The sequence below is a fragment of the Flagellimonas sp. 2504JD1-5 genome, from assembly GCF_053618295.1.
In genome coordinates, this window is the sequence record NZ_JBSIOU010000002.1 from 1,328,350 (window position 1) to 1,343,393 (window position 15,044).

Here is a 15,044-nt window from a genome sequence, read left to right on the forward strand (position 1 = left end):
TATATGGTTTATTTCAAATTTGTTTCTACCAACTCGGATGAAGCACTTTTAAGATGCCATAATGAACCTTCCAAATCTGGGTATTTTTCCCTTAAAGGCTCGTATTCCGGATTTACGCAGTGTTCTCCCCATATGCCCAACATTAACTTAAGGCCTTCCTCATTTTCTGGGTATTGTCCTTTGTCATCGGTTTCTTTTATCCATTCATCCAGAACATTCGCATATTCTTTAAGGGTTGTTGAATAATCAGGATCATTGGCAAGGTTGTTCAACTCAAAAGGATCATTCCTAAGATCGTAAAGTTCTTCAGCAGACCTTTCATTCGACATAAACCGTTCTTGAATGGAATCCAGCTTTTTGTCGGCATGCAACCTTCGCATTACCTGAACAAATTCCACACTATCCACATCCATATAGGTCGGCTGGGTATAAGGTCTATCGGTCATGAAGTTTCTGATGTATTTAAAATTCTTTGATCGAACAGATCTAATTCGATCTATGGTAAAATCGCAACGATCCCGTGTTGAAATCACATATTCCCGTTCTTCTTTGGTATCGTCAAACATGTTTTTACCTTCCATATACTCGGGGATGGAAATATCTGCTAAGGCCAATGCGCTTGTCCCCAAATCAAGTCCGCTCACCAATTTATCATTTATGTTTCCCGAAGGGATGCTTTCTTCACTTTTGGTGAAATCAGCAATGATCAAGGGTACATGAAGCCCGCCATCGTATAAAAACTGTTTGTTCCGGGTAATGCGCATTCCGTGATCTGAGAAAAAGAAAACAATGGTATTTTCCAATATTCCACTCTCCCTGAGTTTGCCGATAATATCTCCTACTTTTTCATCTGCTATTTGAATTGCATCTAGGTGGTTGGCGTATTCTTCAATAATGGCCGGATGGTTTGGAAGATAAGGTGGTAATTCCACTTTGGACCTATCCACCGGATTTTTTACGTTGTCCTTAAACTTAGAATTGAAAATTTCTTTTCCCCCATACAGTTGTACTTGTCCAAAGAAGGGTTGTTTATCAGACAAAGTGGCAAGATCTAACCGTACACCACTCTTTCCATATAAGGGATGTAATCTGTAATCTTGACTGTAAAAATCCGTTCTGTCGTACATAAAATTATAGTCGTCCTTCCCATTGTTGAAGGTAAAATATCCAGCTTCCCTGAAAAGTTCGGGGATGGTTTTTAGGCCATCGGGAAGCTCAATGGCCGATTCTTTTGTTCGGGAACTATGGTGATTATGGGTTCCAAAAGTGGTGGCCATAACCCCGGTAATTATGCTAGAGCGACTCGCGGAGCAAACCGGAGCAGGCATGTAAACGTCGCTGTACAAGGTGCCCATAATGGCTAAACTATCGATATTTGGGGTTGATACGATTTCTGTACCGTAGCTTCCCATTAAAGGTGCTGTATCCTCAAGATAAATCCATAAGATATTTGGTTTTTTGGGTGTTTCCAGCTCTTTTTTACCCTTGCAGGATACATTTACAAGACATAACAATGGTAACCATAGGTATGCAACTTGTTTTATATTTTTTGTCTTCCAATGGTTGTAAAGTGTTCTTAAAAAAATCATCTGATTAAATTTTAATTTATCGCGGTAAATGAAATCAATCCCGAAGGAGGTACACTGACAAGATGGGCTCCAGGGGTGAGTTCCATGGTTCCTTTATCAACCTGTTCACCCAAACAGTTTTGGATTAGATAGCCGTATTTTTTGGTTTCTCCTTCGGAAAGAATCACAAGTTGATTGGTACGCTTGGCATTTAAAACGTCGATTCGTTTAAATTCTCCTGTTTGAATTTTGATATTGAGATCATTGTAAACTGCGATAATTTTTTGGTCATCCTTACTTCCTTCCAAAATGGGATAATTGGTCAAAGGACTGGTTGGATGAAAATCCCCATCAAGCAGAACATCACGATTTTTAAGCCAATAATCGGTGTAGAATCTGATCATTTTAAAATGGTCTTGGGGAATATCCTCCAACCTTACCGAAATCTGGGGTACGGAGTACATAACATTGAGCATTTGCAATGCCGCCACTTCAACGGGTTCGTCATAATGCCACATAAGCATGTCGGAGTGAACGGCTGTATTTCCACTCAGCATTCTTAAATCCGAAGTCCGTATTCTATTTACCGAAGAGAGGTTGGGACAGTCGGTCGCCCTAAACATATTGCCATATTTTCGCATTGCAGGGCCTATATAGGGTTGTCTAAACTCAATCATGATATCAGGTTTGATTTTTTGCAGGGATTTCATCAAATCTGTCATTAAAACATCCGTAGCTTCATTTACCGAGGCATAGTCACGTCCATTTTCTGTGGTAAGTTCAGTATTGTTGTCAGATACAAAGCGCCCTATAAAATCCAACTTGAAACCATCTAAATCCCATTCACGGGTGGCATCAACATAAGTTTTGATTATGAACTCCCTCACTTCCGGATATCTTGGGTCCAATACATAAGTTCCCTGTCCGTTCCAGTATCTCAAAAACTTGCCTTTCATTTTTTCGTGAGCTTTGGATTTTTCACCGGCAAATGGAACAGCATACCAAAGGATAAATTTCATTCCCAAATCGTGCACTGCCTTTACAAATTCTTTCATTTCGGGAATCCGTTCTGGCTCCCAATCTCCGGTATAGGCATAGCCTCGGTTGCTGTCCAAGGTTTGCCATCCATCGTCAACAATAATGGATTCAAATCCCATTTTCTTGGCAAGCTTGCATTCCGCAAGTAAATCCTCCATCGATACATTTTGATGATAACTGTACCAACTGGAATAAACCGGCATTCTGGCCACTTCTGGAACCGGTGCAGGTTTATATAAATCAAAGGAAGCCCACCAGTCGGCAACTTCATTCAGTGCCTTGGAGTATAATTGTAGCCTTTTGTCAAATCGAACTTTGACCTCATAGTTTTTGATAGCACGATGCTTTTCAGTGAAGAAAGTGATTTCATTGTAGACCATTCCGTCTTCTTCCTTAATTCCCGTACTTAGGGTAACTGTGTTCAGCGCTTCGGATACGGAAAAATTAAGACGGTTGTTATCGTCATGACCAAATAATGCAATTACTGGAGCTTGTTTGGCCAACATGGAATAGGTTTTGGAAGGTCCCCAGCTAGGGCCGATAGTTTTGTCATTAAAACTTCCAGTCCCCCAATGACCTGCAATGTCACTTGACGGCAAGTTCCATTTTAAAGTAAATTTCGGTGGAACGGCACCCTGCTCATGCGAAAGTGAAATGGTTGCAATTTCCAACCCTTCAGAAACTTTCTCAACTTCTATTTTGGTATCAAATCCTGAAAAATCACCAACTAATTCAACCTGTTGATCGGTCAGTTTAAATTCTTTGGAGGTTTTTTGGGCAGTTACACTGATGCCAACAAGTGCAATAAGAAATCCTGTGACACTTTGTTTTAAGTTAAACGCTATTTTCATCTGTCCTATATCTTCTTTTATTTATTGTTGTGGGTTCTTTTCTATTTATTCCATTGCTTTTCTTGATAAATCGCAATTAAATGGGTTCTTATAGAAAAAGAAGTTTCTACGCTATCCTGAACCACCTGAGCCTTCATTATTCTTGAGGGAAAACTCGGCATATGGCAGGCAATACAATTATTTTCCTTTTGCCCTATTTTGTTGGGTTCAGCAGTGCATGTTACCTGAGTTGTATTATGACATTCCATACATTTTTGGTTAAAATGGCTTGAGTCTCCACGTTGGTTTTTATGCGGATTATGGCATGTGCTACAATCCATGGTCCCGGCTTGTTTAAAACATTCACTACTGGTGAGAAGACCATATTGGTTACCATGTACATCCAAATTGCTGTTTGAGCTATTAACTTCTACATTCTTTGAATATTCATTCAGGTTATCCCCAGCTAAAAAAGAAAATGGACTGCCTTTTAAGGTTACTTCTCGAAGACCTGAATGACATTGGGCACATATATCCAAACGCTGTTGTTTGGGCAACGCACTCAATTTCAACATATGGTTAGGTTCGGTCACCTCAGGATTTTTTCGATGATAGGCCACATGTTTAGCAGCTGGACGATGACATCTCTCACAATCAACTCCATAAACCATTTGTTCCTTATTGTACTTGTTTCTTTTTTCAATATTCAGATTGGTAGCAAAGGTGAGATGGCATTTTAAGCAAGCATCATCTATGGGTCTTTTTAGGTTATAGGTTGGATAACCGGGACTGTTGATCCAACTGTCCGATGGAGTATGGTAGGAAGGCTGTAGTTGAAACAATCCATCATCTTCCCAAGTTAAATAGGTTTGTCCTCTAACCCCAGAACCTATGACCACATCAAACTTTGAGGGCGGATATTCGATAGCCCTATTTTTAATGTTTGAATGCTGAAAGAAAGAATCTTTTTCTTGTTTCATAACGAATTCCACATCCCTTAAATCCAAAATGTTTGAACCACTTTCGAAACTACCTTTTATATTTTCTGAATTTGCCGGCACAGAGGTTTTGAAATGGGCCGTTTCTATATGAGTGGCATAAATATCACCGTGACATTCCAAACAGGTTTGGGACCCTACAAATTGCTCGCCGTTAAAATGGGTTGCAATGGTTTCGGGACTATAATAATCGGATTCAATGTTAGAATTTTTACAATAGTAGGCTGGACCTGCAAAGAGCACAATCAACAAAATGATTAAGCTTCTGGATAAGTGTTCCTTGTTCATCCCAACCTTTTATTTGCAAATTCCTTCGCATTTATGCTGTGTGGAATAAATGCGTAATTCAGAATTAATTCACTTTTATCAATTGTACCGGGGCGTTGTTTTTGGCCACGAGTATGTGTTTCTCTCCATTTTTGGAAAGCAGTTCCATATCACGTACATCCCCAACGATTTTCAACCCGGATTCCATCATGGTTTTTGGCTCAAAGTTTCCTGCACCATCTCCTTGAAGGAAAAGTCCAAAACTAGCATCGTTTCGTGGTGTTTCCACCTCAGCGTTGTACAGGTTTCCAGCCAAAACAGCATCCAGGTTGCCATCTTTGTCAAAATCGCTCACAACAAATTTATTGATACTTGATACCTGCGCCAATTGAGGCAAAGGGCGCGCAATGTACTTCCCATTTTTATTTTCAAGATAGACGCTTGCAAAGGAGATGATTTCGTAACTCAACGATTCCTCTAACATCTGTGAAGTATATATTTGATTTAGGTTGGCACTCGCGAAGGAGTTATAATCCTTGAACTTATGCTTTATGGCTGGCATTTGTTGTGAGGAACATTGCCGCCCTCTTACCGGAAACTCGGTACCATCTTTCTTATAGCTCAATACAATGTCTGAACTTCGGTTTTGGTCAAAATCGTTTAGGTATACTTTAAAGGGTTCGTCGTCACTTGCATGATATTTATAATTCTTGCCCAAGTTTCCAACGATAAGGTCTTGATCTCCATCATTGTCAAAATCTCCCTTTTGAATATCGAACCACCAGCCCGAAGTGTTTCCGGCCAAAAGTTGCTCAGATACATCGGTAAACGTGCCGTTCTGATTTTTGTAAAATTTGATAGACATCCATTCACCGACAACTACTAGATCCTCCCATCCATCATTATCAAAATCTACCCAGCTTGATGCAGTGGCCAGACCTAAAGCGCCGAGTTCAGGAAGTACTTTTTTAGTTACATCGACAAATTTAGGTCCTGATTCTGAACTAATGTTTTCTAACAAATAGGAATCAGAAGGATGTGGATATTTTTTAGGAACCAATCGACCACCTACAAACAGATCTAAATCTCCATCATGATCGTAATCCGAAGTGGAAATATTTAATCCACTAATTCTAAGGTCTGGTATTGCTTCCAAATTTCTTTGGAATTTTCCATCACCCAAGTTTTCATAAAATCGGTCTTGGTAACCTTCAGACCCCGAGGGAAATTCATTGCCTCCGGAAGCCACATAGAAGTCATTGTCACCATCGTCATCTGCATCAAATATTATAATTCCAAGATCCTCGTGATACTGGTCTTTCTTTAAATCAGGTATCTCCTGAAGTTCAAAACCTCCATCCTTATTTTGAAAATAAACTGCAGAAATCTGCCCTATTGGGGCACCAACAATATAATCATCAAGTCCATCACCATTTAAATCGCCAGTCGCCAGAGTGGGGCCCAATGTTGAATTTTTATGAGGTAGCAAAATTTCTTTTTCAAAATCGTTAAACGGATTTTCTTCATGCACAAAAGGGTCAACCATGTCTACCGTCTGAAAATTGTTTTTATATCCTTTTTTGGATTTCCCTACGGGTTGCTTGGTTACTGTTGTTGCCTCATCGTAGGTAATGGTCAACCTTTGGTTACTTTCTACATCTGCAAGTTTTGATGTTCGATTGTTCGGCCATTGTACCAAAACACTATCTACATTTTCGGCTTGCCCCAATCCAAAATGAAGCAAAGGAGATACGGAAGACAAATAACCTCGCACAGTATTGTATTCTTGAACTTGCATTCCATCGGAGGTATATATGGAAACTTTGCTTCCATTGGGCAACACCTTTTTTGCTCCATTTAAATTGATTGTAAGCTGATTGTTGTCAGAGGAATTGTTTTGATAAATACTGGACGTATCCTCTAAATTATTTATAATGAGATCTAAATCTCCATCATTGTCCAAATCGGAATACGCCACCCCATTGGAAAATGTTTTCTCTTCAAAACCCCATTCTTCCATCTTTCTGGTAAAACTGAGATCCTTGTTATTCTTGAACATATAATTGCTCAATTTCTCGGAAGGAAGTTCTTCTAAATAATTCAGCAACCCAACTTCTTCCTCTTTGTTTTTATAGTTGGGGTCGTTCTCCATTTTATCGAAAAACTCGCGATACTTTGCGTAAAAGTCTTTGTTATTTACATCTCTACGGATGCCATTTGTCACAAAAAGATCTTTCCAACCGTCATTGTCAAAGTCAGCCAATAGGCCTCCCCAGCTCCAATCGGTGGAAGCTACTCCGGCCAGTTGTGAGACGTTACTAAAAAGTGGAAGTTCTCCACTCGTATTGCCATTATTTAGTTGGAGGGAATTTTGCATGTACTGATGATGCAGTCCAACATCAACGGACTCGTAAAAGGCATCTGGGTCCATTGAGGACATATTTGCTTTGGAACGGAAATTATCTTCAGCGGACATATCCAACTGAAAAATGTCCATAAAACCATCGTTATTGAAATCGGCTATATCAGCGCCCATTCCAAAAAAGGAGGTTTGTTGTAAACTTGTATTGATTTGATTGGTAAAAGTGCCGTCTTGATTATTTATAAAGAGGAAGTCTGGAGCATTGAAATCATTGGATATAAAAATATCTGTATACCCATCATCATTAACATCTGCCGCAACTACTCCCAAGCTGAGACCGAATGAACTTAAACCAGATTCTTTGGTGACATCGGTGAATTGTCCATTATCGTTTCGGTAGAGTCTATCCGAATCTTCATCTAAATGATTTTCAAGCATGTAATGATAATAGGCTACTGGGGCTGTAAAACTGGTTGGCGGATAATTGGCTACGTATAGATCTAGATCACCGTCTTTGTCGTAATCGAAAAAGGTGGACTGCATGCTTACGCCTGTACAATCTATGCCATATTCAGCGGCCCTTTCGGTAAATGTGTTGTCTTGGTTGTTTATGTACAGTTGGTTGTTATGCGGGGCATCTTTTCCACTGACCGAGCAATAAATATCCAAATATCCATCTTGGTTAATGTCCACAAAAGTGGTTCCGGAATACCAGCGGGAATCTCCTTGGATACCTGCGTTTTCAGAAATGTCCTCAAATTCCATGTTCCCTCTGTTCAAATACAGTTTGTTGGGAACCATATTCCCGGTAAAGAAAATATCTTCAAGGCCATCATTGTTGATGTCTCCGATAGACACTCCCCCACCTAGGTACATGTATGGGTAAATGAAATAGTTGTAGGTATGGGTTTCGGATAGCTTGTTTTTGAAATGGATTCCAGTTTGAGAAGGATTCAATTTGGAGAACATCTTTTTGGATTCTTGCTGGCACGAAAACAGCAAGGTCATTAAGACAAGGAGGGAAACATATTTTTTCATCTGGAGATTCATGTATAATGTAGTTGGCAGGTTGTATTCTAAATCACATATAAGGTATGTCTTTAAAATAAGAATAACCCTGAAAAACCAGGGCTATTCTTATTGTTTAACACAGGAATTCTAGTATCCTGGATTTTGAATTAAAGAAGGATCTTTATCAATCTCTTCTTGCTTTATGGGCATAAAATAGACATGGTCTTGCCATATTCTGTTCTCAAAAACAAGGTCAACTGGTCTGTAGGTATAATTCCAAGACGCAGGGTCTTTTCTATAATTGTCTACAGTGGTTCCCGGTATCTGAGTTCCTTGGATTACAACTTGTTGTGCAGGTTTATCCAATGAATAAGGACCTTCCAACCAGCGTTTCATATCAAAGAGTCTCGCATCTTCATTCACCAGTTCCTTGTCACGTTCTCTTTTATACAATTCCAATAAATCCGATCCTGTTGCTGTAACCGCTGGAAGACCATTTCTAAACCGTAGTCTATTCAACCATGCAATGGCTTCACCCTCATCTCCTAAATTGATGTTGGCTTCAACATAGTTTAGCAGCACTTCGCTGTAGCGAATATATGGCGCATCCACTTTTTGAAGATTACTTGGCCATGAAGCTGGTTGTCTAGGGTCTGCAAATTTTCTGAAATAATATCCAGTTCTAGATCCGTTCCAATCTTCAATCGGACCTTGTCTAGTATCAACCCCATTCTTAATGGTTCCATCTGAAAAGGTATAGAAACCAGTCTGAATTTCGTTGAAATTATCATGAATCACAACATCATCTGTTCTTTGCTTCCAAGATGCACCATCAAACAGGAAGGTAGCATAAAAACGAGCTTCGCGATCGGTATAAGGATCTGCAGCATGTGCAGGATTGTCCCAATCGAATTCCGTACCATCATTAAATGTGTATTTGGATGCCAGAGCTTCGGTAGGCGTAGTTCCTGCCCATTCATGATATCCATTGGGACCATGATAAAGCGCTACCATACCAGGGCCTTGTGACCATCCATCACCTCCAGGATAAGTTCTTGATCCAAAACCGAATTCTTCGATGAGTCTACCCCAAATAAAATCCTGGTTTTCATCACCTTGAAGCCAAATGTCCTCATAGTTTTGAATAGCTTCCGCTTGTGAAGCTGGAGCTGTATAGTCCAATTTGTAGCCTGTGGTAGCATCCAACAGAGCTTTTGAAGCAGTTCTAGCTGCTTCCCATCGTTGCGCTTGTGTACCACTAGTGTAACCAATAAGTTCTCTATTGCTGTAACCAGCAATCGTTGGTACTGATGATGCTTTTGATGGCTCGTATAAATCACTAGCTGCATGTGTCAATGCTCTTGACTTCATAGCCAAAGCAGTGAGTAGATGGGCACGTGCCTTGCTTGCGGGAGCATCTGCCAACAAAACAATTGCACGGTCTAAATCGGAAACAATCAGATTGATAGTTTCTTCAAAAGTCCCGCGTGGATTGTTGGCTTCGCTATCCAATGTCAATGGTTCGGTCAAAAGTACTACGCCGCCAAATTGTCGCATCAATTGGGTGTAGTAATATCCTCTCATAAAATAGGCTTCGCCCAACATTTGATCTACAAAAGCTTGATCAAACTCCGCTTCATTGGCTTCTAATTGTTGAATAGCAATATTTGCACTACGTATATAAGGGTATATTTGTGGCCAACTGAACCATTGCATATCCATAAAGTTTCCTGCAGGGTTCATTTTACCCTCAGTATAACCGTCCACACCCCGTCCTGGGTGGGTAAAAACCGCTTGATCCGTAAAAGCATCAGTGGTTTCCTCTCGAGTAAGGGTTCCAGCCCATGTGCCTTGGTACAAATCCAAAACTGCAGCTTCGGCTAGTTTTCTATCAGACCAAACACTCGTATCAGCTATCTCGCTGAGCGGGGTGGTCTCTAAAAAGTCATCCTCACATCCAACGACAAAGAGTGCCAATGCAGCCAGTGTCGTGATTTTTAAAATGTTCTTTCTCATGATAAATTTTTAAAATGTTACTTGAAATCCTACATTATACGTCTTAAGCAAAGGATATGCACCGCCATTGTTGACATTACCACCACTTACACCCTGCGCACCATCGTCAAAATTTTCTCTAGTTCCATTGTCTGAAAGATCTCCATTACCAATTTGCAAGGTTTCGGGATCAAAAGGAAAATCTGTAAAGGTGAGTAAATTGGTTCCTGAGAAGGAAAGACGCATGCTTTTGGCTCCAATAAGCTTTACGATACTATCATCAAAATTATACCCTATTTCCAAAGATTTTAAACGAATGTAATCTCTAGTAATCAGGTAAGCATCGGTTTGACCAGAATACCATTGGTCTCCCCTATCGGCCAAACGTGGCAGGGGTGCATTGGTGTTATCCAGAGACCAAGCGCGATCTCGAACATCACGTTGCACATTTGCCAAAGTTCCTGACATAAAGGACCATTCGTAGTTGCTATAACCACCTGCAGCTCCTGCCCAATACATATTAAAATCAAGATTCTTGTACGTAAGCGCAGTGTTCAATCCAAATTGCGTATCTGCAAAGGCGCTTCCGCCTGTCCTGATCTTATCTTCAGGACCAATAGTACCGTCTCCACTGATATCCACCACTCTGGCATCACCTGGCTTAAGTGCCGGAGTAACTCCACTGTAATCCAAGGTTTCGGAATCTATTTCTGCTTGGGTACGGAACACACCATCAAATTTGTACAGCAATGGTCGTCCAATTTCTCCTCCAGTTTCTCTTTGCCAAGGTCTATCGGCTAAATCGGGTTCATCAAAGAATATCAATCTATTGTTCGAATCACTTATGTTAAATGTAATGTCATAGCCTACACCAGAATCGGTTCCACCACTGAACCCAACAGATAATTCAAAACCTTTGTTTTCAAACTCTCCTATATTTACAGCTGGAGCTGCAATACCACTATACTCAGGCAAAGTTTTTTGCGGGGTGGTCAAGATGTCCTCTCTGGTATTGATAAAATAATCTAGCCCTATTGACAATCTATTATCTAGTACTCTAAAATCAAAACCAATGTTTTTAGAAGTAGCTGTCTCCCAGGTAATATCAGGGTTGGCCACTTTATTTTCAAAAGCCGTGGTAACAATTTCTCCTAAACCGGTAAAGGATAGTTCATAAGAGGAATTAAACTGGTATGGAAGAACATTGTCATTACCCAATTGACCGTAAGATCCTCTTAGCTTAAAATAGTCAAAGAATGGTAAGGCTTTTTGAAAGAAGGGTTCTTCAGAAACAATCCATCCTGCAGAAGCTCCGGGGAAAAATCCAAAACGATTTTCCGCTGGAAATAGATACGAACCGTCATATCTAAACAATAGCTCCAACAAATACTTGTCTTTGAATGTGTAATTTAAACGTCCATAGTAGTTTAATCGAGCGTTCTCAAAAGCATTTCCTTCGCTAAACTGACCTTCAGTTCCCCCAAAATCCAATTGGTCCAATTCGCTGGACAAAAAGAATCTTTTAAAAGCTCTGGTATAAGTTTGCTCGGTTTCTTCTCGAGTCACCCCTCCAAGGATTTTAAAATAATGATCCCCAAAATCCTTTTCGTAGGAAGCATTAAAAGTTGCGGTGAAATCGGTTCGTGTTGTATGATCTTGAGTAAGACTTGGGTCACTTGGACCACGATCTGCCAAGGTTAATCCAGAAGAATCTCTATTAACCCCATCCCAAGTATACAATTGCCAAGGTCTGTTCCATTGTTTAAAGTCATAATTGAACTTGTCGTATGAAACATTTCCTCTTAACTCCAATCCGTCAACACCTGGCACCTTAAAGGTCAACCCGAGGTTACTTTGGATATAGGAACGATCCCTGTCTATATAACCTGGTTGATCTGTAGCTCTAATTGCGGGATTGTTTCCATTTTCAATATCTGGACCAAATTCTCCAGTAGGCCAAAAAGCTGGGAACCAAGGATATTGTCTGATAAGGTCAGGGATGATGTTTCGTGTGGCATGGCGGCTTTCCTCTTGCCTGCCATACAAACCAACATCCATACTTAGTGTCTCACTTATCTTCGCATCCAAATTTACCCGTAAATCCCATTGCTCAAAAGCATCAGGAGCATTCTTAAAGTTAACATCTTGGGTCATATGGCCCAATGAAGCCAAATACGTAACGTATTCGCTACCTCCTGAAATCTGCATGTTCTGTCGGGCTACAGGGGCACTTTTGCGCGCTAATTCCTCAAACCAATCCGTATCGGGAAATGCCCATGGGTCATTTCCAGCCTCAGTGTTTTGAATTCTTTCAGTAGTAAAGGTTGGATTTACAGTTTCTCCGTTATCAGATCGAACATAAGGCGCTCCTCTTCCTGCATGGGCTGCATCCCATTCAGAAACTGGCAACTTGTAAACATTAAGTACGTTTACCAAATCCATATATTCAGCACCCGTCAACATTTCTGGCAGAGTGGTAAAGCTCTGAAGACCATAGGTAGAGCTAAATTTCACGGCTGCAGGACCTTTTTTACCACGTTTGGTGGTAATAAGTATAACTCCGTTGGCCGCCCTTGCTCCATAAATGGCTGCAGAAGCATCCTTCAGCACTGAGATACTCTCAATATCTGCAGGATTGATTCTTCCGATTCCACCTGCCCTATTTGGAATACCATCGATTACAATAAGTGCAGAGGAATTATTGAACGTATTTGTTCCTCTAATCCGAATTGCTGAATTATCGTTACCAGGAATGGCACTACCGGTATCTACAAATACTCCAGCCACTTTACCTGACAGTGCTTGTGTTAAGTTAGGAGCCGATGATTTCTCAAGTGCATCACCTGTAGTAGTGGATACAGAACCTGTCAACGTAGCTTTCTTTTGCGTACCATAACCTACTACCACAACCTCATCAAGGCTAGCAGCATCTTCCTGCATAACCACATTAATAGTGGTATTGCTAGTTACAGCAATTGCCTGTGTAAGCATTCCCAAATATGTAAATACCAAAACTTCACCCTGGGCGGCCTTTATGGCATAATTCCCGTCAAAATCGGTCTGGGTGCCAATGGTGGTTCCTCTAACCACAATGTTTACACCTGGCAAAGGCTCTCCGCCTGCATCCGTAACATTTCCTTGAATATCCAACTGGATTTCATCAACAGATGCATCCGGTTCAATAGAAATTTTGGGTTTAACAATTGACTTTTGGGGCTCTAAACGCAGGACTATTTGCTTTCCAACAATTTCATATGTTATTTCAGTGTTCTGAAAAAGGATATGCAAAATTTTCTCGATACGGCTTTTATTTACTCGTATAGATACTTTGCGATTTAGATCTATCTCAGCGTTCATGTACAATATTTTGAACTCCGTTTTTGACTTTATTTCATTGAAGACCTCCGCCACACTCACATTCTCCAAATCAAGGGAAACCTTGGTTACTTGAGAATAGCTGCTGGCGTTGATTTTAAAGAGGGCAACTAAAAGAAAAATAAATGTCAATCTCATCTTTAAGTCAATTCTAGGAAAGAATCTGGCCTTCCCTAAAAAACACAAATAATTATTCATAATTTTGAGTTGATTTAGATATTTTGTTTGATTATTTAAATTGTTTTTCTAATCAGGGAATGTTGCAGCATTTCCTGATTTTTTTTTGGTCATTTAAGTTGTTTTTGCATAGGCGTTTTTTGAATTATGGGTTAATTGTTATATCGTGTCCATTTACCTCGTAGACAAATGGTTTGTGTTTGCTAAAAGTTCTTAGTATGTCGTCGACACTTTCTATGTCGAAGTATCCTGTATACCTATTATCATTTATTGCGGTGTAATTGTTTTTTATGGAAACGTCATAATGTCTTTCCAATTTTCGAAGGATATTTTCCAGTCGTTCATTCTCAAAAACCAACACACCATCTATCCAAGCTATATAACCAGATACGTCAACAGACTCATGATAAAGTCGACCATCTTTGCCCAATGCCGCTTTCTCGTTTGGTTTCAACAAAAGTTCCTCGGTATTTGTGCTATCTCTTTGAACACCTATTGACCCGCTTACCAGGACCACTTCGTGAACATCGTCATCTTTGTAACAATTCACGTTGAACTTAGTGCCATAAACCCTCGTGGTCAAACCATTGGCCCTAACCACAAATTCCCTTGATTTATCCTCGGTGACTTCAAAATAGGCTTCACCATCCAAGAAGACCTCCCTGGAAGCTCCTTTCAAAAATTTTACAGGATATTTTAACGTAGCGCCGGAATTCAAATGGATTTTGGTTCCATCTGATAACACAAGATTGAACCTTTTTGAATAAGGAATATAAAGGGTATTGTAAGCGATTTCTCCTTTTTGGGAATCAATTTCAGTATTGCTATACGAAATTCCATCTTCCTTTTGCCTGCCCAATAGATTACCGTGAGCACCAATAATTTTTTGGCTACCATCGCTTTTGATTATTTTTTTTGTACCATCACTAAGCTCCAAAACAATCTGGTCCTCCGGTAACTGAACCACTACTTTGTCATATAACAGACTTGCAGCCAAGCCAAGACCAACAACCAGAATGGCCGCATATTTTAAAGAAGATTTTATGTTTTTTCTTCTTTTAAGTTCCATAAATCGCTTTTGCACCCGTCTCCAGGCCTCTTCCTTGTCGCCATCAACCTCAACGGACAAGCTCCATATTTTTTTGAGTTCTATAAATTCGAGCTTGTTTTTTGGCGATGCTTCAATCCAATCAAAAATGATTTTGATTTCATCCTCAGTGGCTTTTCCAGAGAGATATTTGTTAATCAGTTTGTTCTCCATCTGTATTTTCAGAATTTGGAAATTCTTTTCAAGTTCTATCCGTTCCCATCTGGTTTGGCATTCATAAGTCAAAAGTCAGAAGGGCGGGGCTCGCCCCTCTGAAACTTTTAACTAACTCAAACTAACTTAAAAAAACCTTCAGAGTACGCTAAACCTGATGTT

The 15,044-nt window shown here is 40.1% G+C and carries 7 protein-coding genes; all 7 read right to left on the reverse strand.

Annotated elements, in window-relative coordinates:
- Positions 1-8: 8 nt before the first annotated feature.
- The 7 genes from ACULLG_RS15515 to ACULLG_RS15545 all read right to left on the reverse strand — a co-directional run bounded on the left by ACULLG_RS15515 (position 9) and on the right by ACULLG_RS15545 (position 14,882).
- Positions 9-1,589: a sulfatase family protein gene (locus tag ACULLG_RS15515; RefSeq protein WP_452127710.1), complete on the reverse strand. Its 1,581-nt coding sequence runs from the start codon at positions 1,587-1,589 to the stop codon at positions 9-11.
- An 11-nt stretch (positions 1,590-1,600) separates the two neighbouring features.
- The gene (locus ACULLG_RS15520; RefSeq protein WP_452127711.1) at positions 1,601-3,457 is read right to left on the reverse strand and encodes a glycoside hydrolase family 36 protein; all 1,857 of its coding nucleotides are present in this window, start codon (positions 3,455-3,457) and stop codon (positions 1,601-1,603) included.
- 41 nt (positions 3,458-3,498) lie between these two features.
- Positions 3,499-4,722 (reverse strand): cytochrome c3 family protein, encoded by a 1,224-nt coding sequence (locus ACULLG_RS15525; RefSeq protein ID WP_452127712.1) that lies wholly within the window; start codon positions 4,720-4,722, stop codon positions 3,499-3,501.
- A gap of 64 nt (positions 4,723-4,786) precedes the next feature.
- Positions 4,787-8,113, reverse strand: coding sequence for an FG-GAP-like repeat-containing protein (locus ACULLG_RS15530; protein ID WP_452127713.1), 3,327 nt, complete (start codon positions 8,111-8,113; stop codon positions 4,787-4,789).
- Positions 8,114-8,221: 108 nt separating this feature from the next.
- A complete protein-coding gene (locus ACULLG_RS15535; protein WP_452127714.1) occupies positions 8,222-10,090 on the reverse strand; it encodes a RagB/SusD family nutrient uptake outer membrane protein in 1,869 nt (622 codons plus the stop codon).
- A 9-nt stretch (positions 10,091-10,099) separates the two neighbouring features.
- Positions 10,100-13,582 (reverse strand): TonB-dependent receptor, encoded by a 3,483-nt coding sequence (locus ACULLG_RS15540; protein ID WP_452127715.1) that lies wholly within the window; start codon positions 13,580-13,582, stop codon positions 10,100-10,102.
- Between the two features lie 184 nt (positions 13,583-13,766).
- Complete coding sequence (locus ACULLG_RS15545; protein WP_452127716.1) at positions 13,767-14,882, reverse strand: FecR family protein; 1,116 nt, start codon at positions 14,880-14,882, stop codon at positions 13,767-13,769.
- Positions 14,883-15,044: the final 162 nt, after the last annotated feature.

Bases quoted from the DNA above. Each gene is read 5' to 3' on its own strand.
- ACULLG_RS15515 (WP_452127710.1), bottom strand. From the start codon at position 1,589: ATGATTTTTTTAAGAACACTTTACAACCATTGGAAGACAAAAAATATA.
- ACULLG_RS15520 (WP_452127711.1), bottom strand. From the start codon at position 3,457: ATGAAAATAGCGTTTAACTTAAAACAAAGTGTCACAGGATTTCTTATT.
- ACULLG_RS15525 (WP_452127712.1), bottom strand. From the start codon at position 4,722: ATGAACAAGGAACACTTATCCAGAAGCTTAATCATTTTGTTGATTGTG.
- ACULLG_RS15530 (WP_452127713.1), bottom strand. From the start codon at position 8,113: ATGAATCTCCAGATGAAAAAATATGTTTCCCTCCTTGTCTTAATGACC.
- ACULLG_RS15535 (WP_452127714.1), bottom strand. From the start codon at position 10,090: ATGAGAAAGAACATTTTAAAAATCACGACACTGGCTGCATTGGCACTC.
- ACULLG_RS15540 (WP_452127715.1), bottom strand. From the start codon at position 13,582: ATGAGATTGACATTTATTTTTCTTTTAGTTGCCCTCTTTAAAATCAAC.
- ACULLG_RS15545 (WP_452127716.1), bottom strand. From the start codon at position 14,882: ATGGAGAACAAACTGATTAACAAATATCTCTCTGGAAAAGCCACTGAG.